Origin of the sequence: Alteromonas sp. CNT1-28, from assembly GCF_022348345.1 — a bacterium.
Taxonomy (GTDB): domain Bacteria; phylum Pseudomonadota; class Gammaproteobacteria; order Enterobacterales; family Alteromonadaceae; genus Alteromonas; species Alteromonas macleodii.
On the sequence record NZ_JAKREZ010000031.1, the window covers coordinates 38,046 to 63,354 of the forward strand.

The 25,309-nt window shown below is 45.2% G+C and carries 23 protein-coding genes; 8 read left to right on the forward strand and 15 right to left on the reverse strand.

The annotated features are described in order from the left end of the window. The first annotated feature begins 99 nt into the window (after positions 1-99). Positions 100-432 (forward strand): met regulon transcriptional regulator MetJ, encoded by a 333-nt coding sequence (gene metJ / locus MHN02_RS16685; RefSeq protein ID WP_014950979.1) that lies wholly within the window; start codon positions 100-102, stop codon positions 430-432. A gap of 163 nt (positions 433-595) precedes the next feature. Here the strand turns inward: metJ and MHN02_RS16690 are convergent, their stop codons facing one another. Beyond that, the gene (locus MHN02_RS16690; protein ID WP_014950978.1) at positions 596-1,831 is read right to left on the reverse strand and encodes a malic enzyme-like NAD(P)-binding protein; all 1,236 of its coding nucleotides are present in this window, start codon (positions 1,829-1,831) and stop codon (positions 596-598) included. Between the two features lie 679 nt (positions 1,832-2,510). Between MHN02_RS16690 and MHN02_RS16695 the strand changes: the two genes are divergently transcribed. After that, positions 2,511-2,828 (forward strand): hypothetical protein, encoded by a 318-nt coding sequence (locus MHN02_RS16695; RefSeq protein ID WP_039226843.1) that lies wholly within the window; start codon positions 2,511-2,513, stop codon positions 2,826-2,828. A 205-nt stretch (positions 2,829-3,033) separates the two neighbouring features. On the opposite strand, the gene rpmE is transcribed toward MHN02_RS16695, so the two are convergent. Continuing rightward, positions 3,034-3,246: a 50S ribosomal protein L31 gene (rpmE, locus tag MHN02_RS16700; RefSeq protein ID WP_014977577.1), complete on the reverse strand. Its 213-nt coding sequence runs from the start codon at positions 3,244-3,246 to the stop codon at positions 3,034-3,036. Between the two features lie 470 nt (positions 3,247-3,716). Between rpmE and priA the strand changes: the two genes are divergently transcribed. The 3 genes from priA (at position 3,717) to MHN02_RS16715 (ending at position 7,454) form a co-directional block, all read left to right on the forward strand. After that, positions 3,717-5,906: a primosomal protein N' gene (gene priA, locus MHN02_RS16705; protein ID WP_239247424.1), complete on the forward strand. Its 2,190-nt coding sequence runs from the start codon at positions 3,717-3,719 to the stop codon at positions 5,904-5,906. A 131-nt stretch (positions 5,907-6,037) separates the two neighbouring features. Continuing rightward, the gene (locus MHN02_RS16710) at positions 6,038-6,628 is read left to right on the forward strand and encodes a cbb3-type cytochrome oxidase assembly protein (protein ID WP_014977575.1); all 591 of its coding nucleotides are present in this window, start codon (positions 6,038-6,040) and stop codon (positions 6,626-6,628) included. 85 nt (positions 6,629-6,713) lie between these two features. After that, positions 6,714-7,454: a hypothetical protein gene (locus MHN02_RS16715; protein ID WP_239247425.1), complete on the forward strand. Its 741-nt coding sequence runs from the start codon at positions 6,714-6,716 to the stop codon at positions 7,452-7,454. Between the two features lie 267 nt (positions 7,455-7,721). Here the strand turns inward: MHN02_RS16715 and MHN02_RS16720 are convergent, their stop codons facing one another. After that, the gene (locus MHN02_RS16720; RefSeq protein WP_239247426.1) at positions 7,722-8,225 is read right to left on the reverse strand and encodes a DUF1294 domain-containing protein; all 504 of its coding nucleotides are present in this window, start codon (positions 8,223-8,225) and stop codon (positions 7,722-7,724) included. A gap of 553 nt (positions 8,226-8,778) precedes the next feature. On the opposite strand from MHN02_RS16720, the gene hslV reads away from it, so the two are divergent. Together hslV and hslU are read left to right on the forward strand one after the other, a co-directional pair. Next, positions 8,779-9,303, forward strand: coding sequence for an ATP-dependent protease subunit HslV (hslV, locus tag MHN02_RS16725; RefSeq protein ID WP_014950969.1), 525 nt, complete (start codon positions 8,779-8,781; stop codon positions 9,301-9,303). An 82-nt stretch (positions 9,304-9,385) separates the two neighbouring features. Beyond that, positions 9,386-10,714, forward strand: a complete 1,329-nt coding sequence (gene hslU, locus MHN02_RS16730) for an HslU--HslV peptidase ATPase subunit (protein WP_014950968.1) — start codon at positions 9,386-9,388, stop codon at positions 10,712-10,714. A gap of 95 nt (positions 10,715-10,809) precedes the next feature. Here the strand turns inward: hslU and MHN02_RS16735 are convergent, their stop codons facing one another. The 7 genes from MHN02_RS16735 to MHN02_RS16765 all read right to left on the reverse strand — a co-directional run bounded on the left by MHN02_RS16735 (position 10,810) and on the right by MHN02_RS16765 (position 16,933). Next, positions 10,810-11,253 (reverse strand): helix-turn-helix domain-containing protein, encoded by a 444-nt coding sequence (locus MHN02_RS16735; RefSeq protein ID WP_014950967.1) that lies wholly within the window; start codon positions 11,251-11,253, stop codon positions 10,810-10,812. A gap of 9 nt (positions 11,254-11,262) precedes the next feature. Continuing rightward, positions 11,263-11,604, reverse strand: a complete 342-nt coding sequence (locus tag MHN02_RS16740) for a DUF4258 domain-containing protein (RefSeq protein ID WP_061096005.1) — start codon at positions 11,602-11,604, stop codon at positions 11,263-11,265. Between the two features lie 131 nt (positions 11,605-11,735). Beyond that, complete coding sequence (locus MHN02_RS16745) at positions 11,736-12,737, reverse strand: hypothetical protein (RefSeq protein ID WP_014977571.1); 1,002 nt, start codon at positions 12,735-12,737, stop codon at positions 11,736-11,738. 110 nt (positions 12,738-12,847) lie between these two features. Next, a complete protein-coding gene (locus MHN02_RS16750) occupies positions 12,848-13,054 on the reverse strand; it encodes a hypothetical protein (RefSeq protein ID WP_239247427.1) in 207 nt (68 codons plus the stop codon). 47 nt (positions 13,055-13,101) lie between these two features. After that, on the reverse strand, positions 13,102-13,413 hold the full coding sequence (locus tag MHN02_RS16755; protein ID WP_239247428.1) for a helix-turn-helix transcriptional regulator: 312 nt from the start codon (positions 13,411-13,413) through the stop codon (positions 13,102-13,104). Beyond that, positions 13,410-15,677, reverse strand: coding sequence for a peptidase domain-containing ABC transporter (locus tag MHN02_RS16760; protein WP_239247429.1), 2,268 nt, complete (start codon positions 15,675-15,677; stop codon positions 13,410-13,412). Before MHN02_RS16760 ends, MHN02_RS16755 begins: the two co-directional genes overlap by 4 nt. 2 nt (positions 15,678-15,679) lie before the next feature. Continuing rightward, a complete protein-coding gene (locus MHN02_RS16765) occupies positions 15,680-16,933 on the reverse strand; it encodes an HlyD family efflux transporter periplasmic adaptor subunit (RefSeq protein WP_239247430.1) in 1,254 nt (417 codons plus the stop codon). A gap of 418 nt (positions 16,934-17,351) precedes the next feature. On the opposite strand from MHN02_RS16765, the gene MHN02_RS16770 reads away from it, so the two are divergent. Next, entirely contained in the window at positions 17,352-18,896 is a 1,545-nt protein-coding gene (locus MHN02_RS16770; protein ID WP_014977567.1) for a hydroxymethylglutaryl-CoA reductase, read from the forward strand. Positions 18,897-18,934: 38 nt separating this feature from the next. Here MHN02_RS16770 and MHN02_RS16775 read toward each other — a convergent pair whose 3' ends face one another. The 5 genes from MHN02_RS16775 to MHN02_RS16795 form a co-directional block, all read right to left on the reverse strand. Beyond that, positions 18,935-19,885 (reverse strand): VWA domain-containing protein, encoded by a 951-nt coding sequence (locus tag MHN02_RS16775; protein ID WP_014977566.1) that lies wholly within the window; start codon positions 19,883-19,885, stop codon positions 18,935-18,937. Beyond that, complete coding sequence (locus tag MHN02_RS16780) at positions 19,885-20,943, reverse strand: vWA domain-containing protein (RefSeq protein ID WP_014977565.1); 1,059 nt, start codon at positions 20,941-20,943, stop codon at positions 19,885-19,887. The genes MHN02_RS16775 and MHN02_RS16780 overlap by 1 nt, the downstream gene beginning before the upstream one ends. A gap of 15 nt (positions 20,944-20,958) precedes the next feature. Continuing rightward, positions 20,959-21,729, reverse strand: coding sequence for a MotA/TolQ/ExbB proton channel family protein (locus tag MHN02_RS16785; RefSeq protein WP_014977564.1), 771 nt, complete (start codon positions 21,727-21,729; stop codon positions 20,959-20,961). Between the two features lie 125 nt (positions 21,730-21,854). Further along, the gene (locus MHN02_RS16790; RefSeq protein ID WP_239247431.1) at positions 21,855-23,837 is read right to left on the reverse strand and encodes an SUMF1/EgtB/PvdO family nonheme iron enzyme; all 1,983 of its coding nucleotides are present in this window, start codon (positions 23,835-23,837) and stop codon (positions 21,855-21,857) included. A gap of 11 nt (positions 23,838-23,848) precedes the next feature. Further along, positions 23,849-25,297 (reverse strand): hypothetical protein, encoded by a 1,449-nt coding sequence (locus MHN02_RS16795; RefSeq protein ID WP_239247432.1) that lies wholly within the window; start codon positions 25,295-25,297, stop codon positions 23,849-23,851. Positions 25,298-25,309: the final 12 nt, after the last annotated feature.

A 25,309-nucleotide genomic window follows, 5' to 3' on the forward strand; every position in this document is an offset into this window, starting at 1 on the left:
TCTAGACGTCAAGAGGTTTACACTGCTCAATTGACCTTTTCGTGAACTTGTTTAGAATTTCTCTTCATAACATAAAAAAGAGTAGACCGAGTTAGTACAATGGCAGAATGGAACGGTAAATATATTCACCCCTACGCAGAGCATGGCAAGAAGAGCGAACAGGTAAAGAAAGTCACTGTCTCTATACCTATTAATGTGCTTAAGGCGCTTACTGATGAGCGTACTCGCCGCCAAATCAATAATCTGCGTCACGCCACTAATTCAGAACTGTTGTGCGAAGCATTTTTGCATGCGTTTACCGGTCAACCATTGCCTAACGATGATGACCTGCGCAAAGACAATCCCAATCGCGTACCGGCTGAAGCAAGACGCATTATGGAAGAAATGGGCATTGATCCAAGCTTCGAAAACGATGTGTCGGAAGACGACTGATATTTGGTATTAAAGAGAAACGGCGCTTTGTTGTAAGTTATTGCTAATTGATAACCTATAACACGGCGCCGTTTTTTATGTATTTGTATTCTCGAAGCGCACTTTTTAGCAAATAAAGGTTGAGCACTAGCCCCTCCATTTTTTTGCCTTATGCGCCAGAATTTTATTCTTCTGGGCTTTCAGGCACGCGTGCAACGCCAGATTCAATCGCAGCCTTAGATACGGCGGTAGCAATACGCTCGCATAAACGCGGGTCCATAGGTTTAGGAATAATGTACTCCTTACCAAATGTCAGACTAGTACTCTTACTGGCAGCTAGTACTTCTTCTGGTACAGGCTCCTTCGTGATAGCACGAAGGGCTTCTACTGCCGCTACTTTCATTTCATCGTTAATGGCCGTTGCACGAACGTCTAGTGCTCCACGGAAAATAAACGGGAAACACAGTACGTTGTTAACCTGGTTAGGGTAGTCCGAGCGTCCGGTAGCCATAATAAGATCTTTACGTACTTCGTGAGCAAGTTCAGGCTTTATCTCAGGGTCTGGGTTAGAACATGCAAATACAATTGGGTTTTCAGCCATCAAGGCCAGTGTTTCTGGTGGTAAAACATCCGGTCCTGACACACCAACAAAAATGTCCGCGCCTTCCATTACATCTTCAAGCGTACGCTTGTCAGTATTGTTAGCAAATAGCTTTTTGTGCTCAGTTAAGTCTTCGCGACGAGTATGGATAACGCCTTTTCTGTCTAGCATATAAATACGCTCACGCTGGGCGCCACACTTAATAAGCAGTTCCATACAAGCGACCGCTGCTGCACCGGCACCCATACACACAATTTTAGCGCTCTCTATGCTTTTACCCTGAATTTCCAGAGCATTAAGCATGCCCGCTGCAGTTACAATAGCGGTACCGTGCTGATCATCATGAAATACCGGAATTTTACAGCGCTTAATTAGCTCTTGTTCAATCTCAAAGCATTCAGGCGCTTTAATGTCTTCTAAGTTAATGCCGCCAAATGTGTCAGCGATATTCGCTACTGTATTAATGAACTCTTCGGTTGTACGATGCTTCACTTCAATGTCAATGGCATCCAGGCCCGCAAAGCGTTTAAACAGAAGGGCTTTACCTTCCATAACAGGTTTCGATGCCAGTGGGCCTAGGTTACCCAACCCTAAAATTGCGGTTCCGTTACTGATAACGGCAACCAGGTTTCCTTTACCCGTGTACTTATAGGCGTTATCTGCATCTTCGGCAATTTCTCTGACCGGCTCGGCAACGCCTGGGCTATAGGCAAGAGCAAGGTCATCGACGCTGTCGGCTGGTTTAGATAACTCTACGCGGATTTTTCCAGGTGTGGGTTTGGCGTGATAGTCGAGTGCGCGTTGTCTAAAATCTGACATGTAAAAAGGTATCCTTAGATGTAGGGTTCATCGGTGTTTTCGTTCACGCTCTGTAGCTATTTTATTGTCGTTATAGTTATAGGTAGATAAACGTAAGCGCGTTACAACCAAGTAATGACAAAGTGATTATAAATAGTTGTTAGCACTAGGGCTTGTTGATCTTTGTTTTACAGCAATCATCAATAGGCCCCAAGGTGGCATGTGGAAAAGCAGACTAGGCGTTAACCTTTACTGATTTTGTTCACATACCTTAATGGATACAAGCCTCTGGTTTATGTACCCAAAAGCGCCACAAGTCTTGAAAGTCATGCATTATTCACAGAATTAATGCTCACTATCAAAGTGCCGATCGCAACTCTAACACAGCCAATCACTGTGTACATATCTGATCAGAATTCTCATATACCAATGTAGGTTAGGCATACTAATTAGACCAGTAAAATGGGGCTATAATTGCCATTCATGCTATTTATTTTGACTTGTTATAACATTCTGTAGGTCTATTGTGTGGAGGGGGGAAAATAAAGCTATCAAAGGGATCTACGTTCTCATAAATGCATTGGACAGAAACCCAAATCAGGAAAATAGAACGCAGGGAGACACCTCGTTAATTCTCCATCCAATATTTCTGATAAAATCCTGTGAAAGCCCACTCAAAATTCGCGCTGAAGGCGAGGATATGACAGAAAGAAAACTAATAACCGTGCTAACCGATGTGTGTGAAAGCGTAAAATCTACCAATAATGGATTTGTTTGGCTAACTCACGTAGGACATTGGAGAGCGCCGCAAGTGATTGCCGTGTTTAATACTGAGCAGGAGAAGCAGCGGGCGTTAACTAATGGTTGGGATATAGACTTCATAAACCAAGTGAATATTGCTTTGGCGTCAATTAAGTCAGCACCCGTTGGTATTTATTTTGATAGCGAAGAAGAGTGTAAGAAAGTGAGTGGCGGCAATTGGGATAGGCATTTATCTAATGTTAAAAACCTTCACTGAGTTCAGGTTACGCTGGATGTTGTAAATTAAGCTAAAAACGTTTTCAGAAAGGCGAGTTGCAGGGCTTGTTACACTGGCTAGGTACAGGCCTGACGTAGGATAACGGCGGTAAAGCGCTGTTTGGCACACCTTGTTTGTGTGAAGCGTGAATTTTAAGCAATAAAAAAGCGCCATAAAGGCGCTTTTTTTGAACTCGATATCAGGCTTACTTTTTGCCCAATGCACCGAAACGCTTCTTGAAGCGATCAACACGACCACCAGTGTCAACGTTACGTTGCTTACCAGTGTAGAATGGGTGACATGAAGAACATACGTCTAGGTTGATGTCTTTACCAAGCGTAGAGCGAATGTTCATTACGTTACCACATGAGCAAGTTGCTGTGATTGCTTCGTATTTTGGGTGGATATCTTGTTTCATTGGGTTACCTCACATAATAAGGCCGTATCGCTATACAACCCGAAGTCGCACACCATACGTTACTTAATTCAAATGATAAGTCGTTCAAAGAGCAGCCTATCGCAAAAGAGCGGCGCATAATAAAGGATGGCAGGGCCTTGATCAAGCGGTTTTTGGCCAAATGCTAAACAAGAGAGCTAGACAAGGCAGCCGTATAAAAAGGCCAAACAAAGAACATTCCTTTTATGCTTACCTGTAAAGTATGTTTAAATATTTGTCTTTCAAGGCTGGGCCAGATGCTCTAGTGGCAAAAACATGCTCTAGTAGCAAAATCATGCGCTAATAGCAAAATGTGTAGCTAGCTGTTAGCAGCGCAAACTGCTGTAACGTATAGGTCTGCAAGAAGCCTCAGTATAATTAGTTTCAACATAAGAAGCTTAGTAAGCGCATTACGCGCTGTAACAATCGTCAAATAAGGTAGAACCTTCGCAATGGCCTTTATCCAAGTTGCCGTGCCAGTGCCACTGCGCCAACTTTTCACATATACCCACGATAACGCACTAAGTGCGGGTGTAAGAGTGGTTGTGCCTTTCGGTCCGCGCAAACTTGTGGGCGTAGTTGTTGAAACCCTACACAAAACTGAAAGCGACATTGAAAACTCCAATAAGCTAAAAGCTATTGAGTCGGTACTGGACGATAGCCCTATTATAGATGGGGTGTTATTGAAAATGGCCCAATGGCTGTGGCAGTACTATCATCATGCGCCGGGTGAAGTGCTACACGCCATGCTGCCTGTTTTATTGCGCAAAGGCGAGTCGGCGGCCCCCACACCACAAGACATGCTAATGCTTACTGAAGAAGGTAAGCAAACGACTGCAGACACGTTATCGCGGGCGCCTAAACAACAAGCCTGTTTTACTGCAATGGCTGGTGGTGCCTTATTAGCATCCCAAGCGCGCAAGCAGTATGGCGCACCTGCGGTCAAAGCGCTCGTCGAAAAGTCATTGATAAGCATTGAAGAAGTCGCGCCTGAATTTAAGTCAGGCAGTTGGCTTGCCTCGTTATCGGTGTCTGAAAAGCCAATTCCAGATACTGAGCAATCGGTTGCCATTGCCGCACTTAATCGTCAGCAGGGCAATTTCGCTGTAAGTTTGCTTGAAGGGATTACCGGTAGCGGTAAAACGGAAGTGTATCTTCAAGCTATCGAACCCTTGCTGCGTGAAGGGAAGCAAGTGCTTATACTTGTGCCAGAAATTGGGCTGACGCCGCAAACGGTGTCACGCTTTGAAAAGCGCTTTGGTATTGCAGTGGGCGTTTTACACTCTCAGCTTTCTGATAAAGAACGGTTACATGTATGGCAGCGAGCAAAAGCAGGTGAACTCGGGATAATCATCGGTACTCGCTCGGCTATTTTCACCCCGCTGCACAACCCCGGCATGCTGATTGTGGATGAAGAGCACGACGAGTCTTTTAAACAACAAGATGGACTTCGCTACCACGCCCGTGACTTGGCAGCTATGCGGGCTAAGCAGCACAATATTCCTCTTTTATTAGGCAGCGCCACGCCCGCACTCGAAACACTTAATAATGCGCTAAGCGGTCGCTATGCCCATTTGCAGTTAACTAAGCGAGCGGGAGGGGCGAAAAGCACGCATCAGCATGTGTTGGACGCGCGTGACCAACCCATTCACTACGGTATTTCGCAAGGCTTGCTAACGATAATGCGCCAGCATATCAACGCGGGAAATCAGGTATTGGTGTTTGTGAATCGCAGAGGCTATGCGCCAGCGCTGCTTTGCCATCACTGCGGCGAAACCGTCATGTGTAAGCGTTGTGACCGCCCGTATACGGTGCATAAAGCGCAGAACCGTTTGCAGTGTCATCACTGCGGCGGCATGCGCTCAATGCCATCAAACTGCGAAGCGTGCCATCACAATGAATTAGTTACGGCGGGTACGGGCACCGAGCAAGTCGAGCAAGGGCTTGCAAGCTTATTTCCCGGTGTTAAGCAGGTACGAATAGACAGCGATACCGTGCGGGGCAAAGACAAACTGCATCAGACGCTAGAAGCAATAAACCGCCAAGAGTACCAGCTGCTGGTAGGTACCCAAATACTATCAAAAGGTCACCATTTTCCGCATGTAACCTTAGTGGCGGTGCTAGATTGTGATGGTGCACTTTTTAGTGCCGATTTTAGAGCACCAGAAAAGCTCGCTCAGCTTGTAACTCAGCTTGCTGGAAGAGCAGGGCGCGCCAGTAAACCTGGTGAGATGTGGCTGCAAACTCACAACCCCCATCACCCTTTGCTACAAGACTTAGTGCACAATGGCTATGGGCATTTCGCCAGACACGCTTTAATGGAGCGAAAAGCGGCAGGGCTTCCCCCATTTATTAGCCAGTTTGTCATTCGCGCAGAAGCGACCGATAGCAGTTTGGCCTACCGCTTTTTACAAGACAGTAAGCAAGTATTTCTCCAGCAGCATGCCATTGAGCTAAATGGCCCGTTTCCTTGTTTGATTGAAAAGCGGCAAGGCAGGTTTCGGTTTATGCTGGTATGCAGCCATGAAAAGCGTGCGCCGCTTCACAATGCGCTGCGTTTGGCGCTGCCATTTTTACAGGCGTTGCCACAGGCAATGAAGGTAAGGTGGTCGATAGATATTGATCCTACCGATTTCAGTTAGCTTGTTGGGTAGCAATACGTTAAAATTTCTGCAGGATTGAAGTGCAGGAAAGCTGCTGCTTCATAAAGATTTGGTATATGACGTTTTCTTACGCATACAAACAACGATAACAAGTAGGAATATTGCCGACTATGGCTCAACGCGATTATGTCTCTCGTGGACGCTCTCCTCAAAAAAAGAAGCCGGCTGGTAAAGGTAGAAAACCAGCCAGAAGCGCGCAATCAAATGCGCAATCTAATGCCCCGGTTTCTGGAAAACTTCCTATTGTGCGCCTTGTTGGCGTATTCGCATTGGTGATTGGCTTTGGTGCATTTTTGTGGTCAATAAAAGACAATGTAGAAGACGACGTGGATACACAAGCTTCACGACCTGTGGCTCCTACAGAAGAGACGTTACCTGAGCTTCCTGAAGAAGAATGGGAGTACATTAAGACCCTTCCAGGATATGAAGTAGAAGTTGAGGTCAAAGAGCAAGAAAAATCTGACAAACGCTATTTAATGCAGTGCGCCTCGTTTAGAACCCGCGCGCAGGCTGAAGAGATGAAAGCCAAAATTGCATTCCAAGGTTTAGAGGCGCTTATCAGACACAGCACTGGCAGCAACGGCGATTGGTTCCGCGTTATTCTGGGCCCTTACGAGTCTAAGCGTGATGCAGAAAAAGCCAAGCACAGTCTGCGTAAAGTGAACATTGCGACATGCCAAATTTGGTACTGGAATTTGTAGCAGTTTATTGTAGGTAACACTTAATGCGGTGCATATGGCGCTGAAATAGCGCGTAGAGAAAGGATGCGTTTACAAGGAAGTATCAATGAGTATTGCCATCACCGAACAACCAAATTACGCCGCTTATAGCGTAGAAGAGCTTGAGGACGTTCTGGAAAATATTGATAAGCAGGCCTTTCCAGAACGCTATCAGGCAGCAAAAAATGAGCTCGCTGCTAAGCGGGCAACGCTGCCACCTGAGAATGTTACGGATAGCGCCCATCAAGATGAGCATTTTACTCGACCTAAGTGGTCTGAGCTTCATCCAATAACACGTATCAGTAACGGCGCTTTTTTAGTACTTATTGGCGCTTTGATTGTATCGGCATTCACCAACTTCATCGTGATTAACGCATGGCTAAATAATTCAACATGGGCCATTGTTTTATTTACTTTTGTCTATTGTGCCTTTTATTACCTGTCTATTTCCCTCGATAAACGACAAGCGCAATTTGTGATGAAAGATTGGCGTGGAAAAGTAACAATTTTCACCATGCCGTTTTTGGGGCTTATTTTTACTTGGAATTTTATTGATAGGGCATTGCCCTACACGCTTCACTTGGCGTCCGGAAAACAAGAAACGGAACTGAAATTTGCTTATGAAAAAGGCAGCGGCTCTAAACACTGTCGACACTCACTGTTGTTAAAAGAGAGCGGTACCTTGTCAGATGGGCGATTATGCTTAAATCAAAGTGAGCACAAACGCTTACCAAATAAAGGATGGGTGTATGTTAAGGGCTCCGAAAGTGGTTTTGGTTTTGACATTGAAGGGTATCGATTTCGCTAAATTTCAACCATGAATGCCTGCGTATTAATCACTTCAAATGCAATTAGCCCAAGCAAAATGAGATTAACCAAAACCGTTACCCAATGAACCCTTATAAATGACGATTTACTACGCTTATGCTCATACCAGTCCGCATAGATCATTACCCACTCAGCGAGAGTTAAAATGTTCGTAATCGCGGCGTGTTACCGCAGGTATAGTGGTTCTACATCAAGGTGACACTGGGAATTTGAAAGGGAACAGCCATTCCTGCATTCCCACGCTTTGCTAGGAAACTTGCCAGCGCCTTCTGAGTGGGCAATTATCTATGCGGATTGGTATTGACATCTGTTGGGCAAGCAAAGCACCAGGCCAACCTCCCAATAAGCTTAATATATGCAGTTTTGCTTCTGAAATTCGCCACATGTTGTTTTTAGCTGCCCATTTATCAATACCGTAGCACAGTAGGGCAAGCATACTTACCGCGCCATAAATGATAGGCACTATAAACGGTAACCGACCTGACAATGTAAATAACGCAAGTGCACCGGAGAAAATACTCAGTACGATAACATTACGTTTTCTTCGCGAGGTTGGCTTATTGGCGCGTAAACGTTTTGCTTTGTGATCCTTGAGTAAGCTGATGTTGCAGGCGCGGTGATTACCATTTCTATCCTGCTCAACTTCATAAACAATAATGTCGCCATTAACCGGGCGCCTAGAGCGTTGTTTAAACGCTTTGATATGAGTAAACGCGCGCGTGCCTCCATTATACCAGTCCGCATAGATCATTACCCACTCAGCGAGAGTTAAAATGTTCGTAATCGCGGCGTGTTACCGCAGGTATAGTGGTTCTACATCAAGGTGACAAGCTTCATTCTGGGAATTTGAAAGGGAACACCATTCCTGCATTCCCACGCTTCGCTAGGAAACTTGCCAGCGCCTTCTGAGTGGGTAATTATCTATGCGGATTGGTATTAGGCTCTACAAAACCATAACCTTTAGCATCGTCCCACTGTTGAATTCTTCCCTGATACTTCACTACCACTCCTTTAAAACCATTATGTAGCGTCTTTATTGTTGCTACTTTATCTGTGCTCTATCACCTAGGCATTATTTCACTTGGCCATAGAGTGTGTTGGCGAGAGTATGCACTCAATAAATGGTGTATTCAATACACTAGCGAACACGCTAAGCCCATATAGTAGGCAGCTCAGAGCGCACATTCTTTTGTATTACCCTTGAAATTAAAAAGCCTTCCCCCACTTATTTGTTATTGAATTTGAACGCTGCTGCCTTTGCTAGACGAAAAACGCAGCAGCGCCCAGCCAAACGGGGAATTAACGTGACAACGATTGTATCTGTACGACGTGGGAATCAAGTGGTAATGGCCGGTGACGGACAGGTATCACTGGGCAATACCGTAATGAAAGGTAATGCGCGCAAAGTGCGCCGTTTATACCACGACAAGATTTTAGCGGGCTTTGCTGGTGGCACGGCCGACGCATTTACGCTGTTTGAGCGCTTTGAAGCAAAGCTTGAAGCCCACCAAGGCCATTTGACCAAAGCGGCAGTAGAGCTCGCCAAAGATTGGCGGACTGACAGGGCGCTTCGCAAACTAGAGGCACTGCTTGCCGTAGCAGACGAAACCGCATCGTTTATTATTACCGGTAACGGTGATGTGGTGCAGCCAGAACAAGATCTTATCGCGATTGGCTCTGGTGGTAACTACGCGCAAGCCGCAGCTACTGCACTACTTGAAAATACAGAACTAAGCGCGAAAGAAATTGCTGAAAAAGCGCTAACCATAGCGGGTGATATTTGCGTATTCACTAACCATAGCCAAACGGTTGATGTACTAGATTACTAAGTAATAGCTGAGTGCTGTTATCGGCTTGCTGTTGCTCATCTGAATTCGAGTACAGCAAGCCCTGTTAGAAAAGGGTTTATTCATGTCTGAAATGACACCAAGAGAAATTGTTCACGAGTTAGACCGACATATTATTGGTCAACAAGATGCCAAGCGCGCTGTATCTATTGCACTTCGAAATCGCTGGCGTCGTATGCAGCTTGAACCTGAGCTGCGCCAAGAAGTTACGCCAAAAAATATTTTGATGATTGGCCCTACGGGTGTGGGTAAAACTGAAATAGCCCGCCGTTTAGCAAAACTTGCTAACGCGCCGTTCATTAAAGTTGAAGCGACTAAGTTCACTGAAGTGGGCTATGTAGGTAAAGAAGTTGAGACCATCATTCGTGATCTTGCTGATATTGCGGTGAAGATGACGAAAGAAAATGAAATGAAAAAGGTGAAATTCCGCGCAGAAGAAGCTGCGGAAGAGCGCATTTTAGACGTTTTGCTGCCTCCACCAGAAGATGCATGGGGTAATAAGGAAAATGTTGAAGATCGCGGTACGCGCCAAGCATTTCGTAAAAAGCTTCGTCAGGGCGACTTAGACGACAAAGAAATTGAAATTGATGTGGCACTTCCGCAGGTGGGCGTAGAAATTATGGCGCCTCCAGGTATGGAAGAAATGACCAATCAGCTTCAGGGCATGTTCCAGAATTTGTCGGGTTCGCAAAAGAAAAAGAAGAAGCTGAAAATTAAAGAAGCGTTCAAACTACTTATTGAAGAAGAGGCTGCACGCCTTGTGAATCAAGAAGATTTGAAAGAAAAAGCCATTGAGTCGGTAGAGCAGCACGGTATTGTGTTTATCGACGAAATTGACAAAATCTGTAAGCGTGAGGGCAACTCGTCGGCCGATGTGTCTCGCGAAGGTGTTCAGCGTGACTTGCTTCCACTTGTGGAAGGTTCAACGGTATCGACAAAACACGGCATGGTTAAAACTGACCATATCTTGTTTATCGCTTCGGGCGCATTCCAAATGAGCAAGCCGTCTGACCTTATTCCAGAGCTTCAGGGTCGTCTTCCAATTCGCGTTGAGCTATCTGCCCTTAAAGTCGGTGACTTCAAGCGCATTCTTACCGAGCCGAATGCGTCATTAACGCACCAGTACATTGCGCTAATGAAGACAGAAGGCGTGGATATTAGTTTCGACGATTCTGGTATTCAGCGTATAGCCGAAGCGGCATGGCAGGTGAATGAGCGCACTGAAAACATTGGTGCCCGCCGTTTGCACACCGTGCTAGAGCGCCTTATGGAAGACATCTCGTTTGACGCCTCTGAAAAGAGCGGTGAGTCATTCGTGATTGATGCTGATTACGTTAACAGCCACCTAGAAACCTTGGTAGATAACGAAGATCTGTCGCGCTTTATCTTGTAATTTAGCGCTAAGTAGAAGTTTCCCCGTTAGTTGATATGTTCAACTAACCCTTCTACATGAACAAGAATTAAAAAGCCGACGTTAAGTCGGCTTTTTTACCATTCTACTTTTTCCCAATGGTCTTCGACTTCTTCAAGACGAATTATTTTTGCAGCTTCTTCCGCTTGGGTATTTGCTAGTAAATCAAGAAAGTAACTTACGGGATTATTCTTCTCTTGGCTTTCCATGTATAAGGCTCTTAAGGCAGCATCTGTTGTCCGTGGAATTTTTGTTTGACCTTTCTCATAACGCGCAATGGTCTGTTCATCAACACCAAAACGATTCGCCAGCATTTTTTGAGAAACATTTAGTTCTACACGTAAGAATTTAAACTCATCATGAGCAAGAGGCTTGTTGGTATTAACAATTGTCTGTGCTATCGCACTATGAAGACCGTTCATATCGTCAATGCTTGTATATTCTTCACCGTCTACAACTTCAACGGTAACACCGTTTTTCAGGTATACATTTGATAACCCGCTTTCAGTGTAATGGTACATTTTACCCTCTCAACTTATCCATACAGTAATTAGAAATGACATTGGACTATCATGATGATTTTTAAGTGCAACAGTGAGTTCGATAACTTTGCCCGCAGCTAAACCTTTCAAATTAAATTTCCAATCTCCAGAAATATCAAGATATGGCCCCTCTCTAAATACTGAGTGCTTACTTTTTAATAAAGTGATCACCTGACCTGTAGTGATTCCTCGCTCATGCATGCGCTGTTTAACATGTTTAGTCCACCGAATCCGGTGAGTATAGTTTTCTGCGAGGTCATTCATTATTTTTCTGGCAGTTTCCTCTGTAAGAGGGAATTCATTAATTCCTTGGGGATTGTGATTAGCCATGAATGCCTTTTGAAATTCATCCTATCATATTGATAGGTTGTTGGGGTATTGTCAATGATTACGTAAAGGCTTCTAAACAATCGCAAATTTGTTTTGGAAACCCAATTAGCCTCTAAACGTCCTGCTTGCTACTACGAAGTCTTCACCAGCAGTGCTACCAATTTTTCTGTTATATCTAGACCGGTATCGTTCTCTACTTTTAGGAAGTAAGGGCTGGGGTTGGCCTCTAGAAAAAAGTATTTTCCCTTCGCACTTTTACGCCAGTCGATAGCACACCAGTGCATACCTAATGCTTTGCATATTTTGATAGCTAACTGCTTAACGTCGCTGGGGACTAGGATCACCGATACGCTCGCATTGTCGTCATTCCTGTAATCTAATTCACTTGAGTCGATTTGTACGCTGAGTACGTCATTGCCAAGCACATAGCTTCGTACATTCACGCCTGCAATATATTTTTGAAAGGTAACAGGGCGTTCACCTAAAAGCGCATTGAGTAACGGGCGCATGTTTGGTTGTTTATTCACAAACTGCGCAGTTCGACCGCCGCGTACGGGCTTGTAAATAACGTCTCGCATATTGTTACAAAACTGCGAAGCAACCTCGGGTGCATTGCCAACAAAGGTGTAGGGAATATGTGCTCCTAGTTTGCCAGCAATACGCGATTGATAAGGTTTACACTGGTGGCTTCGAACAGCGTCGATAGAGTTCACCCATTTAATGTCGCTATAGCTGAACCAGCAAAGTAGCGTACTTGCTCGCTCTTGCTCAACCCACCCTGCGTTTTCTAGCAAAGTAGATTCACCATCATGAGGTCTATCACCTTGTGTTTGAGCATCTGCACTGGCATCGTTTTTAGCATTATCACGAGGGGCTTTTAGCGGTATGCCAGGTAGGTACTCATGCCAATAAGCGGCCTGGGTATTCGAGAACGTAACTCTAGGTTGGTCGCAAAGTGAAGGCGAATTGAAATGAATTAGCCCGTCATCGAAGTCAGGGTCATAGCTGATCTTCCACGTAGAACCAAAATGTTGTGTATTGGCAAAATAAAAGGGCGTGTTATTTTGGTGAAGTGCTTTGGCTATATGTTGGATCTGTGGGTCTTGTTCACTGCCTAGTAGTGCGACGTGCATTTGCATTCCTTGCTAGCGTTTTAAGTGTTCATAGAATTGAGTAGCCCTTAAAGCAACACATGGGATACTGCCTAAACCGTATCCATGTGTTGACTTTGATAGGCGGTAAGTTACGACAAAATATCAGGTAGTTTGCCGCCGCCTTCACCAATAGCCAGGGTTATGTAAACGGGCTCTTTAGGTGTTGGAGCGACTACCGGCACACTTTCATTTAGGCGAGCTCGTAGGCCGCCGGATACCTCAAATAGCTGAGATTCAGCAACGGTAGCAAGCTTAGTATTCGCTGGTTGGTTCTGAGTTAATGGATGATTTTTCATAGTGTACGCTCCTTGTTGTGGCGTGGTTAGTAATGAAGTGGACACGCTTACAGCGAAGCCACTTCTTGGTAAAGGGTTCTAAAACAGCAGGCAATTAGCACAGAACGGTTGCTAATGTTGAGCTTTTTGTAAATGTTGGCGCAGTGAAATTTGACTGTCCTTTCACTGATGAATAGCTCTGCGGCAATAACCTTATTTGAGCGTCCTTCCATTATTTTGTGTGCAACTTGTAGTTCGCGTTTTGATAAACAGTCAATGGGGATAACGCTGTTCAGTGCGGTAATGCCGTTCGCATCTATTTGCATGCGTTCAGCTGCTGTCATCAATACTGCGGGTTCTCTGATTTCTTGTGTTTTCATAGTGTTTCTCCGTGTTTACCTGATGTTGCGCTTCCTGTTACTTCAGTGGGAGGGCATAGATGTAAGTTGCCGTTTTCCAGACGATAAACCTTGTCTGCCATGGCAATTGATTGAGGGCGATGTGCCACAATAATTCGCGTCATATTTAGAGACTTAAGGTGATGATTTATCTGAGCCTCGTTTTCCATATCTAGGTGACTGCTTGCTTCGTCTAAAAATAAAATGTCTGGCTCTTGGTAAAGCGCTCTTGCAAGAAGCAGACGCTGTTTTTGACCACCACTTAAGCTGCTACCCATATCACCGACCAAGGAGTGGTATTGCATAGGCATCTGCATGATGTCTTCATGGATACAGGCAAGCTGAGCGACGTAAACCATTTTCTTGAGGTCGGGAGCTTCTTCAAAACAACAGATATTTTGCGCGATGGTGCCGCTTAAACAGGTATCCTCCTGAAGCACTGACGCGATGACTGGGTTTGTAGAGCTTGGGTGTTCGATATTGCCTTCTGAAACAGGGTACAGTCCCATCAGGCACTTAAGCATTGTGCTTTTTCCACAGCCGCTATCGCCTGTGATTGCGACGATCTCTCCGCTATGTACCGAGAACATTAGATTTTTAAACACCCACGCATTGGTTTCACTGTAGCGATAACTGAGCGCCGTCGCTTTAAGCGCTACAGGGCGAGTTTTGGCTTCAAGAAGCGAGGGCGTACTTGCGCCATCAGGCGTTAAAACGTTAGGTGCAAGTGAGTTGGACGTGGATGAGTTGGGAACGTCTGCATTGCTAAAATGAACGTTTTGTTTTTCAAATGTATCGTCCTTAGTTTTTAACGACAGAGGCTTCTGCTGTGATGGTGTAAGTAAAATGTCGCTTAAGCGGTTGAAGTGAACACCTAACATACTAAGCTCAACCAGCTTGTTAACTACGCCATCTAATGCGCTGACAAAGCGAGCTTTGTACGCCATAAATGCCAGCAGCATCCCTATCGAAAGGGTTCCTTCCATAACCAGGCTGGCACCAATATACACAACGACCAAATTTTCAGCGCCAAACAATAGCTGATTGGTCAGTGCGCTGCCTATGTTGATCTTTCCAAGAGTGATGTCTTTGTTTAGCGTGGCGACAAGCTTGTTTTGCCACTGCCCGTGGCGCTGTACTTCTTGGCTGTATACGCGAATAGGTAGGATAGCGCGTACGCTTTCCATAAAGTGACTTTGTTCTAATGCTGCAAGCGCAATGCGTTCAGTTGTAAGACGTTTAATAAACGGCAGCAGTCCAAGACGAACGGCGAGGTAGGCAAGCATGATTGCCACTACAACCAGCGTGAGTTTGGGCGAATATAAAATCATTACTGCGAGCGTGATCACTGCCATAAGCCCGTCTAACAGCGCAGTAACCAGGCCAGTGGTTAGGAACTCACGAATACTCGCCAGTGAGCCAAAGCGGGATACCACATCGCCAATATGTCGCTTGTCGAAGTAGTCCAAGGGAAGCGATAATAAGTGCTTAAATACCGACGCCGACATTTGAAGCTGAAGGCGAGACGACACCGACAGAATAACGAACTTTCTTATCCCGCTAGTAAAAGTTTCTATTATTAGTAGCAGGGCAAACCCTATTGCCAGCGCTTTCAGTAATGCATCATTGTTGTAAATCAATACATCATCTACGACTGTTTGCATGTAATAGGGTGAAGCAAGTGCAAATAACTGCAACACAATCGATAACGCAAAGAGGGTTAGAAGATTGCGCTTAAACCCTGTTGTTCTAGTGAAAAATTGACTAAGACCCAAGCGTGGCGCGGACTTCTTTGGACTAAATGTGTCGCTAGGCGTGACTTCAAGTGCAATACCCGTAATGTACTTCGATGCCTCAGAATAAGTGAGCTTTCTTTCTCCAAGGGCAGGATCGTGAATGGTAAGGGTTTTTCCTTTCACTTTAGTTAACACAACAAAGTGATTCATGTTCCAATGTAGAATTGCAGGGCAAGATAATTGCGCCAAGTGCTCCATTTCTATCTTGATGGCGCGGGTTTGGAAACCCAAATCACTGGCAATGTGCATTACGTCTTTTAACGTAGTGCCTCGTAGAGACACAGACATAGTCTGACGTAGAGCATTTAGATCACGTTTATCAGAATAGTACTGCGCAATCATAGTCATACAAGCAAGTCCACACTCAGCTGCTTCGCTTTGTAGTACAACGGGCACACGCTTTTTTGTATAAAGGCTTTGCGTTGAAAGTGGGTGCGTAATGTTCATCATGATTACAGCTTCCCAGTAATGCTATACAGTGGTTCCATTAACCACTCCATCAACGTACGTTGACTTAGATCTACGTCTGCAGAAAATGTCATCCCAGCTTTCAGTGAAATATTGTTTCCATAAGCCATAATCTCATCGGTGGTGATCTTTGCAGTAACAAGATAGGCAGGTTCGCTTATTGAAATGGGCACATCCGTAAGCTCACCGGGTAGCACAAGCGAAGGAGAGATTTTTACTATCTCGCCAGACTGCACGCCAAACTTTTGATAGGGAAAAGCGTCATATCGAATATGTAAGGCCTGGCCCTTGCGTAAAAATCCTGCAGAACGCACGGGAACGGCGATGCGCGCTTGAATGTCGGCGTTTTCAGGAAGCAAAGTAAGAAGCGGGCGAGAACTATCAATGGTATATCCCGTCTTTACGTGAAGACCTGATATCACGCCACTATGAGGCGCATAAATTGTTTCCTCTGCGTTACTTTTATGGCTCACGATTTGTTGAGTAAGGTCGCTATAGGTGTTCTCCACGTTCGCGATTTCATTGGCCTGTTGCTGAGGCAAGGTGACAAGCTCATGATTAAGTGCTGCTATCTTTGCTCGTTCGTCATTTTGATCTTTTTGGGCTAACGTGAGTTGTTGCTCAGCGGTCAATCGCTGGAGTGTACGGTTTTCAAAGTCTGCTTGGCTTATGTGCCCTTGGCTTAATAAGGTTTGTGCTTTTTCCCATTGCTTAAAAGCCAATGTCCACTGAGTTTGAGACAGTTCAACGATGGCGTCTAAAGCCGTTAATGCCCGTTTGGCTTGGCTTAGTTGTTCTTCTAAGCCTTGTCGCTGCGCTCTATGCAACACATCAAGACGTTGAATACTTTGACGTGTTCGATGTTGCTTTGCTTCAAGCTCAGCGAGCAACTGCGTGCTAACTTTATTACCTGATGCATCATCGCTACTGTAGTTGATCTTAATTAGCGGCGCGCCCTTACTCACTAATTGACCTTCACTGACCAATACATCAAGCACTTTGCCGCGCCTTGCATCCGCATAGAGCTTAAAAACGCCATGACTGGGTTCCAGCCATCCACTCACTGATGCCTTTCGTGCGTAGCTTCCCGTATTTAGATAAATAATCACTGCCAAAATCCAGACCACAAGCAGGCCAGCTATTGCAGAATAAACAGGTTTTGGGGTCATTAAAAAACGTCCATCAACAGCATTTGATTGCTCATCAATGACTTCCTTTCTAAACAGTCCTGTTCTCATCTCCATTCCTTTTTTGTTTATGCATTTGCGTTGCAGTGCTTATCTAACTTTGTTTGGGTCACGTTAAAGGTATCTGGCCGCCACTTCCGTTTAGGCTTTTTCTCCTTGGCATCACAGTCCTTGACGCCTCCGTTTTGTTACTACCAGATACCTTGTGGTCAACATTACTGCGGTGACGGTGTTCACTTTAGGTGGGTTGGGAACTTGATGAATTACTGCTAAGGTCTATATTTCAGTAGCACACGGTTTCACTGGTGTTGGCGCATTTTTGAAAGCGGCTGGCTCAAATTTAGAAGTGATTCAGACACAAATAATTGCCAGTAAAATACAAAGAAGTCATAGAGCTGTATAAAGAATGTGCTATAAAAAACAAAGGAATATGAAAATAACACGGTAAAAACACACAGAAGGAAGCCTCATGTTTGTGCCCAGCATACTTTTAAAGCAACTCTATACACGCGCAAGTCTTACTAAGACAGATAAAGGCTTATCTTTTTCTCTGAAAAACAGATTGAAAGACGCAACCATTAAAGAAGTAAAGTGGATATCTCTTGATGGCGAAAAAATTCCAGAGCATAAAATTTCACTCCAGTTAACTCCCGACTCCAGTATTTCCATAGAAGCATTAAATAAATCAGACGGAGAGCCCTTTGGCTTGCGTCAAACCATTACCGTGCATTTAGATATTGATGAAGCGCCGTGCCCAGAAAAGCGAAAACTGGGTATTTGCTTTTCTGCTTCGCCTTTTGGAAAGCTTAAATTTGAAGTGGAAGACAATATTACTGCGCCAGGACAACGCAGCGCTTTTATTCCTCGTGACGACATGGATGACTACGGCGAAAGTATTATAAAAACACGCCAAGAATATTTCGAAAGCGCCACCGGAAAGAAAATTGATCACGTAGGTAAGTACTCAATCGACCCACAAGCGCTTAAGGGGAATATTGAGCATTTTATTGGCGTGGCGCAGGTTCCTATTGGTATTGCAGGGCCGTTGAAGATAAACGGAGAGCATGCACAAGGGGAGTTTGTCGTGCCGTTAGCGACTACCGAAGGTACGCTGGTGGCATCGTACAACCGAGGCATGAAGCTGCTTAACATGAGCGGTGGCGTAACGGCAACGGTCGTCGACGATGCTATGCAGCGAGCCCCTGTATTTATTTTTGAAAATGCACGAGGTGCCAGAGATTTCGTTAAATGGATTAAAGCAAACTTTGAAAAGATTAAGGAAGAAGCAGAAGCGACCTCAAGTATTGCTAAGCTGACGTATATCGACCATTTCCTATCGAACAAATTTGCGTTTTTGCGTTTTAACTTTAAGACCGGTGACGCAGCGGGTCAAAACATGGTTGGCCGTGCTACCTTCGCAGCATGCGGGTGGATACTTGATCATTATGAGGGGATAGAGAATTTCTACCTTGAGTCTAACTTTGCTACAGACAAAAAGGCCTCTCAAATAAATATTATGCGTACCCGTGGTAAACGGGTGACAGCTGAAGCCACTATTAAACGCGAACATTTATTAGAAGTAATGCGCGTAGACCCCAAACAGATAGATTATCACGGCCGTGTAGCTGGCGTAGGATCTTTCTTGTCTGGTGTGAATAACACGGGTCTGCATTCACCAAACGGTATTACTGCTATGTTTATCGCCACAGGGCAGGATGTTGCAAACGTATCTGAATCGTCGGCGGCAATGATGTATTCAGAATTAACAGACGACGGTGACCTGTACGTGTCTATTACCATTCCATCGCTCATCGTAGCGACGTATGGCGGTGGTACAGGAATAGGTACACAGCGCGAGTGCTTAGAGTTGCTGGATTGCTACGGGCGAGATCGCGTGTATAAATTTGCAGAAATTGTGGCGTCTGTGGTGTTGGCTGGAGAGATATCACTAGCATCAGCCATTAGTTCGTCAGACTGGGTGTCGTCACACGAACAGTATGGCCGAAACAGATAAAACCTTGGCCAACGAGGCGATTCATCGGCCAATAGAGACTAAAAATATTGGCCGATGAAAGCGCCGCGGTTTCGCTTCGCCACCGCCTGCATAAATGCACTGAAGCGCTGTGCGTTTCCATTACTTCGGCTAAAGCCTACGCCGTGTATACGAATAACAGGCTGTCCATTGGCACCCTGGTTAGCTTGGGTAATCTGACTTACAATCTGATCTAAATTCGGCCTTTGATAATCATCACCAAACACGTAAAGACTCACGCGCCCCTTGGTGTTTTTATACAGCTTGATGGCTTTAAGGATCCCCGCTTCAGGCTGACTCGCCCCTCCTTTAAAGCTCTTCATTTGGCTCATTGCGGTATCTCTCATTGTTTGTCTGTCATCTAGCCATTGCCCAGCTCTACTGGAAAACATAAAGCTTCCGTCAGCAGACATAATCTGAAAACCTTTCATTTTAGGATGGTTTTTTAAAATGTCGTTTACGATGGTGATCACGCGATTCCAACCACTGCCAGAGGACATGGAACCCGAGTTATCGATAGCAAAAATAACGTACTCAGCATCGGTGGGAATTCCACCAACATCATCGTCAGGGGTATCTGTCGGATTCGGCGTATTTAACATAGCGGTTGCTTGGCGTATTTCGTTACGCAGCGACGAAGCTTTGTCTTTCAGTTGATTAATGGTTTGTTGTGCGCGTGGTATCGATGAGTCTAAATTGTCTTTCTGTTCCGTGACGGAAGCCGTTTTGCTTTGTGCTGCTTTCAGTTCTTGTTGCTTATCTGACAGTGCGCCTTTGAGCGTTTCCACATCAACTTGAGCCTGTAATACCTGGTCAATAAGAACGCTTACGTTACTAGGGCCGCGCTCGGTGTCTTCAGTACCGTTTTTGGCCAGAAGCACCAGCATAACTACGGCGCCGAAAGCACAGGAAATTATGTCGAGAAAGGCAATGTTGAATACCTCAACGGGGGCTCGTTGAATTTTGCGCATTAAGGCCACTCCGGAGCAGGTGATAGGAAAGTGCCGCTTGTTGCGCGGGTCCATTCCCAGTACATAGGTGAAGCAAAAGGATCGCCCTCAATGGGCAGCAAAATCACATTGTAATGCACGCCTTTCTTAGCGCGCTTAACGGTTTCAACAAATAAGGTCTTACGGCAATCTGATGAAATTGACTTTTTACTACTAATGAAGCTTTTGCAGCTCATAGGTAGTCCGTCACCCAAGGTAGGAAGGCCATCGGTGACAATATACACATCGGTGATGTTTGGGTTAGCTTTAAATAAAATGCTTAAACCTTCTTGAAGATTTGTTCCTCCATTGGGGACGACAGCACCGAGGTCTTTAACTATTGCGTTCATCGAACCGCTGACTTTGGCACTATTTACATCACGAAGGCCTAGTGTGGTAGCGGTGTCTGAAAAAGTCACTACGGTGACTCTTGATTCTAAAGGGACTCGCGCGAGCATCCATTGGGCTACCCGTTTGGTGCGTATCCACTTCGGCGTAGAGACCTTCTGGCTATCACTCAACGCTAACTTGCCTAAAATATCCACCAAGTTGTCGCCCATCATTGACGCACTTTTGTCAATTAGCAGACCTATTTCCGGGCCCTCTATTTTCATGCCAGTGATGTAGTTCTGTTCGCCGGTACCTTGCATTTGAATGTTGGCTGACTTTTCTACTTCTTTAGACAATGCGGCTAGCTGGTTTTCAAGATCAGCCACTACTGCCATTTCTGTAGAGATATCTTGCAGTAGTTTTGACTGGTCTTGCGTTGTATCTGCTTGCGCTTGCTGAGCATCGTCTTGCTTCGCTGACTCAAGGGCAATTTTATCGTTTAATTCGTCAATCGACTTTTTGAGTTTTTGTTGTTCTTGCTCTGCGGCGGCGAGTTCCTGCTCTAATTTTTCTTTCTCTTCAGTTGGTGTAGGTGTAAACGCTTTAAAGTCGACCAGAATGAAAATAAGAATAACCGCGCCAAGGCCACAGGCCATAACGTCTAAAAACGCCAGGTTAAATCCGTCTTCGGCTTTACGCACTTTAGGCATTACTGTCTCGCCTAATTAGTTGTGAAGGTGTGACAGAAGGTGGTGTTCACAAGACTCTTGTGTGCGAATTACCATAGTGTCTTGGCGACCATTTAACAGGTGCATTAACAACATTAATATAAGCGATATAAAAAGCGCGACGAGCGTAGAGTTGAACGCAACGCCCAGCGAAGCCGTCATTCCCGCGATATCACCATCTAGGGCTGCGTCTGCTTGCGCAAGGGCTGCGCCAATACCGCGAACAGTGCCAACGAAACCAATCGAAGGAATAGCCCAGATTATGTAGCGAATCACGTTATTACCACTTTCAAGCTGGGCAGCAATATTTTCTACCGAAGCGTGGATTGCATCGGCAGCATGCTGCACGTTCTGTGTGTTTTTAAAGCGTCTAATGCAGTTTATCCACGTGCTGTATGCGGGGGTGTCGCTATAAGATGAAGACGAAAGCTCATCTAACGCTTTATCTACATTTAGTGGCGTATCTTTGTTGTGCTCAGGCAGTAAGTCTCGTGAGTAAATCTCTTCTTCATCCAGCAGCTTCCAAAGTTTGTAAACCATTAGGAAAATGCAAAACAGCATCAGCGAGATACAAACCTGTTGCTCGATATCTTTAAGAATAACCCAGAAAGAGGATAGGGACGCTGTGCCAGCCGTTGCCATGACTTTTTCGGCCGCGGGGCGAATGACACCGGCAAATAGGAAATGTACCAAGGCAAATATAAATAGAAAGACCCCGCCACTTACAAGAAAGCTGGGGTTCATTGACAACGTATTCTCTTTATTCATCATCATTCCTTGATAGTTAAATGTTAGTTGGAAAGTCTTGCGGCGAATCTAACGATACAAAGTACGCACTTGCGGTGCCCGCAATGGCCAACAATACAGCAGCAATGATCAGTTTCTTTTTCATATTAATTCTCGTATCTCGCTATGCGAAAGCCTATATCGTCAGCAGGTTCAGTCTCACCGCTGCGCGCGCTTGCGCGAATATTTTTAAGCCGACCCGTTTGAAACGACGCGCCTTTTACTACGTGTTTACCTTGTCCAACAGGGCCTAGGTAGTCGTCAAAAGTACCAGACTGGTTTGATGGTGAATTCTGGTAAACATCGTGGACCCACTCACGCACATTGCCATCTAAATCGTAGAATCCACCGCGTTCAGCTTTGAACGAACCAACAGGAGCTTTGTCGGCAAATCCGTCATCGTAGTCTTTTAAAATAAAGGTCTGTTTCCCACTTAGCGACGCATCAGCGAAGTTGCCTTGCTTATCGCGAAGCCTAAACTGATTACCCCAAACAAAGATTGTTGGTGATGCTCGGCGATTCATTTTTGCAACGAATTCCCACTCGGCTTCCGTAGGTAAACGATAGCCTTTCGAGGTTTTATCAATACCCGTTACTCTGCCATTTTGAACAACATAAAACGGTGTTAAACCTTCCTTCTCGCTTAGCCAATTTGTAAACGCAACCGCATCACTCCACGAAACATTCGTGATCGGTAGCTTGCTGCTAGCGCCTTTCCCTGCGAACGCGGCGAACTGCGCCTGAGTAATCTCGTGATTAGACATCCAGAATTTACGCGAAAAAGATACGTCTCTTTGTGTTTCATTGCGCTGGCGATCCTTTTCGTTTGCAGGAGAGCCCATAGTGAAGGCCTTGGGTGTAACAAGCGAAAGTTGAATACCCAGTGTATTTGCAAAAAGCGGCTTACCTTCACGCCGCCTTGCTTCAAACTCTGTAAGCATATCAGCGTGTACTTTCACCGGCTTGTTTGCACTAGGTGTAATAGTCTTGGTAACACTGCGATATCCTTCACGTTCGAATGTTACTGTGTGCGGTAAAGCTTGAAGCGTTAAATTAAGCGGCGTTTGACCTTTAGATGAACCGTCGATGAAAACTTTTGCACTTAACGACGCGCTTATATTCACTTGTCCTCGCTCTTCTTGAAGGTCGAACGTAAGCGCTTTGTTCTCGCCGGGAGCTAGCGTAATCCGCTGGCTTTGTGAAATAAATCCGGTTTTTTCATACTTGACGATATGTGGCGTATTCGCATCCACACGAGATCTTGTATCAGTCGGTTTATTATTGACTGTCAGTACGCCGCCTTGAGGGTCTGTCGAAACTGTTATCTGCGCTTGAAGGGGTTGAAGGTTATAGTTTCTTGTCGGGTTAGGGCGTTGGCTAGTGACTTCAATGGTGTCTTCCAATGGCTCTAGCCCTGACTTTGTCACGACAATTTCGTACTTACCGCCATTCATATTAATAGAAAGTGGCGTGACACCCATATCTTTACCGTCAAGGGAGACATTGGCGCCAGAAGGGCTTGAGTTTATGCTAATTGCGCCCTTAACTGGAGAAAGTGAAATAACTTGTTCAATTTCCTGCGCGATATCTGCATCAAATTGGATCTCACCCGTTTCATAATGCGGATGACTGGCGCTCGCTCTGTAGCTGCCCTTTTTTAATTCCGTCACGTAGGTTCTCGATACCGCTACTTTCTCAGCGTTTAAATGCCAGGTTATTTCACTCAACGAAGGGGAGGTTGATAGGGTGACTTTTGCCGGTAAAGGAACGAGCGTAACATTAATAGTGCTTGGCGAGTTGTCGTTAATAACAACCGTGGCATCTTGATATTTTGGGGCCGAAACCTGGACTTCAGCATGGCTACCAAACACGTAAAGCTTGTCACTAATGAACATCGCACTACCACTTAAAACAGCAAATTGCGGATTTTGTGCTGCACGTTCTGGAGAAACTGCAAAGGCATAACCTTTGGTAAGAAACAGCCAGCCAAAATAAACAACGAGAACGGCGGCCAGTCCTATTAATGAAGCTATAGCAACGCCCTTTCTTCGCTTCTTTCCTTTGGCAATGGCGTCATCAATACTGCTCACTAGATAGGTCCTTATACTTTTTCAGTACATACAACATGTACTGATAGGTTGGTGTCTGACGGTGAAACTACAATCTCTTGAATGGTTGAGCGATAACCCTCGCGGCTCCCTTCAATGCGATATGTACCAGGTTTCAGCTGAATGGTTTTTGTTTTTACTTCCCCCACGAGGCCTACTCCAAGTACCTTAATATAGGTATCGTTATCCGACGTTATTGTTACGGAACGGGGCTGATTGATATTGTCGATCACTTGCTCAAGTGAAGATATTTGGGCACGCAGTTTTGCGCTCTTTTCTGCATGTGAACCTGCTCGCGCAATGTCTTTAAGGGCTAGATTTCTGACATTGTTATCCGATAAACGTTCTGGCCGCCTTTGGTAAGCGCTCAAGCTTTTTTCTGCATCGAGTATGGCTTCGGCATTTTGTTTTGCCTCAAGTAAAGCAGGGCTGGCTGGAAAGCTAGCGAGGCCTTTATTAGCTAGCAGCTTTACGGTTTGCCATTCATCTGCGCTGACAAACAAGGCGACTTGATTTTCAATTTTCTGCTGCTCTTGTGAAGCAACTAAAGACGCGAGCTTTTTACTAATGGTGGCAAGCTCAGTGCTTGAAGCTTTTAGACTTTTGGCGTCATTGAGGAATTCTGCGGCAGCAGGGTAGTCACCTTGCTCGATAGCTCGATTTGCCTGAGCTAGCAGCGTATCAAATCGGCTGTCTTGCAATTGCCGGTTAATAGCATCAAGTGCTTGCTGTGCGTCCTTACGGGCAGGATCTAACTGTACTATTTTTACGTACGCTTCGCGCTGTTTGCTGATGTTGTTTTCGACCTTACCAATGCGTGCCTGCTCGTAGGCGTCTTGCACCTCGTCAAATACATCAATGCGTTGCTGCAAAATGTTAGCTTTTTCGAAATCAGGGTTTATCGTTAGCGACGTTTTATTTAGGTTAAACGCGCTTGAAACATTCCCGTTATTGAAGGCAAGGAGGGCGTCTTCATAAGGTTGAGTGTAGGCGTTTTCGTAGTCAGTATTTATTGTGTCAACTGAGCTCTTTATATCATCCAGTGCATTCATAACTGCGCTGTAGTTGGATGCGCCATATTCATTAAACGCGCTATTCAACTTGCGCTCAACTTCACTCGCTTTTTCTAAGAACATCTGGGAGTGTGAAACGCGACTAACCAAGTCGTTTACACTTTGTTTTGACTCGCTAAGCGCTATTTGAAGGGCTTTTCGTTTTTCTTCATTAACTTCCACAGCGGGTGTGGATTTTGCGGTTTGGGGTACTGCTGTTGTGTCATCCGTGGCGTCCATAACGTTCGATGTGACAGTTGGCATATATGAGATAAGGAGCACGCCTGCGACGCCTATCAACATGATCAGTGAAAAACCGAGCAGTGATTTTTTTATGAGTGCCTTTTTCTTTGCTCTGCTTTGCTCTATTTGTTGCTCAACGCTTGGCATGCGTAACCCTTT

Excerpts from the sequence above, each read along its gene's own strand:
- metJ (WP_014950979.1), top strand. The coding sequence starts at position 100 with ATGGCAGAATGGAACGGTAAATATATTCACCCCTACGCAGAGCATGGC.
- MHN02_RS16690 (WP_014950978.1), bottom strand. The coding sequence starts at position 1,831 with ATGTCAGATTTTAGACAACGCGCACTCGACTATCACGCCAAACCCACA.
- MHN02_RS16695 (WP_039226843.1), top strand. The coding sequence starts at position 2,511 with ATGACAGAAAGAAAACTAATAACCGTGCTAACCGATGTGTGTGAAAGC.
- rpmE (WP_014977577.1), bottom strand. The coding sequence starts at position 3,246 with ATGAAACAAGATATCCACCCAAAATACGAAGCAATCACAGCAACTTGC.
- priA (WP_239247424.1), top strand. The coding sequence starts at position 3,717 with ATGGCCTTTATCCAAGTTGCCGTGCCAGTGCCACTGCGCCAACTTTTC.
- MHN02_RS16710 (WP_014977575.1), top strand. The coding sequence starts at position 6,038 with ATGGCTCAACGCGATTATGTCTCTCGTGGACGCTCTCCTCAAAAAAAG.
- MHN02_RS16715 (WP_239247425.1), top strand. The coding sequence starts at position 6,714 with ATGAGTATTGCCATCACCGAACAACCAAATTACGCCGCTTATAGCGTA.
- MHN02_RS16720 (WP_239247426.1), bottom strand. The coding sequence starts at position 8,225 with ATGATCTATGCGGACTGGTATAATGGAGGCACGCGCGCGTTTACTCAT.
- hslU (WP_014950968.1), top strand. The coding sequence starts at position 9,386 with ATGTCTGAAATGACACCAAGAGAAATTGTTCACGAGTTAGACCGACAT.
- MHN02_RS16735 (WP_014950967.1), bottom strand. The coding sequence starts at position 11,253 with ATGTACCATTACACTGAAAGCGGGTTATCAAATGTATACCTGAAAAAC.
- MHN02_RS16740 (WP_061096005.1), bottom strand. The coding sequence starts at position 11,604 with ATGGCTAATCACAATCCCCAAGGAATTAATGAATTCCCTCTTACAGAG.
- MHN02_RS16745 (WP_014977571.1), bottom strand. The coding sequence starts at position 12,737 with ATGCACGTCGCACTACTAGGCAGTGAACAAGACCCACAGATCCAACAT.
- MHN02_RS16750 (WP_239247427.1), bottom strand. The coding sequence starts at position 13,054 with ATGAAAAATCATCCATTAACTCAGAACCAACCAGCGAATACTAAGCTT.
- MHN02_RS16755 (WP_239247428.1), bottom strand. The coding sequence starts at position 13,413 with ATGAAAACACAAGAAATCAGAGAACCCGCAGTATTGATGACAGCAGCT.
- MHN02_RS16760 (WP_239247429.1), bottom strand. The coding sequence starts at position 15,677 with ATGATGAACATTACGCACCCACTTTCAACGCAAAGCCTTTATACAAAA.
- MHN02_RS16765 (WP_239247430.1), bottom strand. The coding sequence starts at position 16,933 with ATGAGAACAGGACTGTTTAGAAAGGAAGTCATTGATGAGCAATCAAAT.
- MHN02_RS16770 (WP_014977567.1), top strand. The coding sequence starts at position 17,352 with ATGTTTGTGCCCAGCATACTTTTAAAGCAACTCTATACACGCGCAAGT.
- MHN02_RS16775 (WP_014977566.1), bottom strand. The coding sequence starts at position 19,885 with ATGCGCAAAATTCAACGAGCCCCCGTTGAGGTATTCAACATTGCCTTT.
- MHN02_RS16780 (WP_014977565.1), bottom strand. The coding sequence starts at position 20,943 with ATGCCTAAAGTGCGTAAAGCCGAAGACGGATTTAACCTGGCGTTTTTA.
- MHN02_RS16785 (WP_014977564.1), bottom strand. The coding sequence starts at position 21,729 with ATGAATAAAGAGAATACGTTGTCAATGAACCCCAGCTTTCTTGTAAGT.
- MHN02_RS16795 (WP_239247432.1), bottom strand. The coding sequence starts at position 25,297 with ATGCCAAGCGTTGAGCAACAAATAGAGCAAAGCAGAGCAAAGAAAAAG.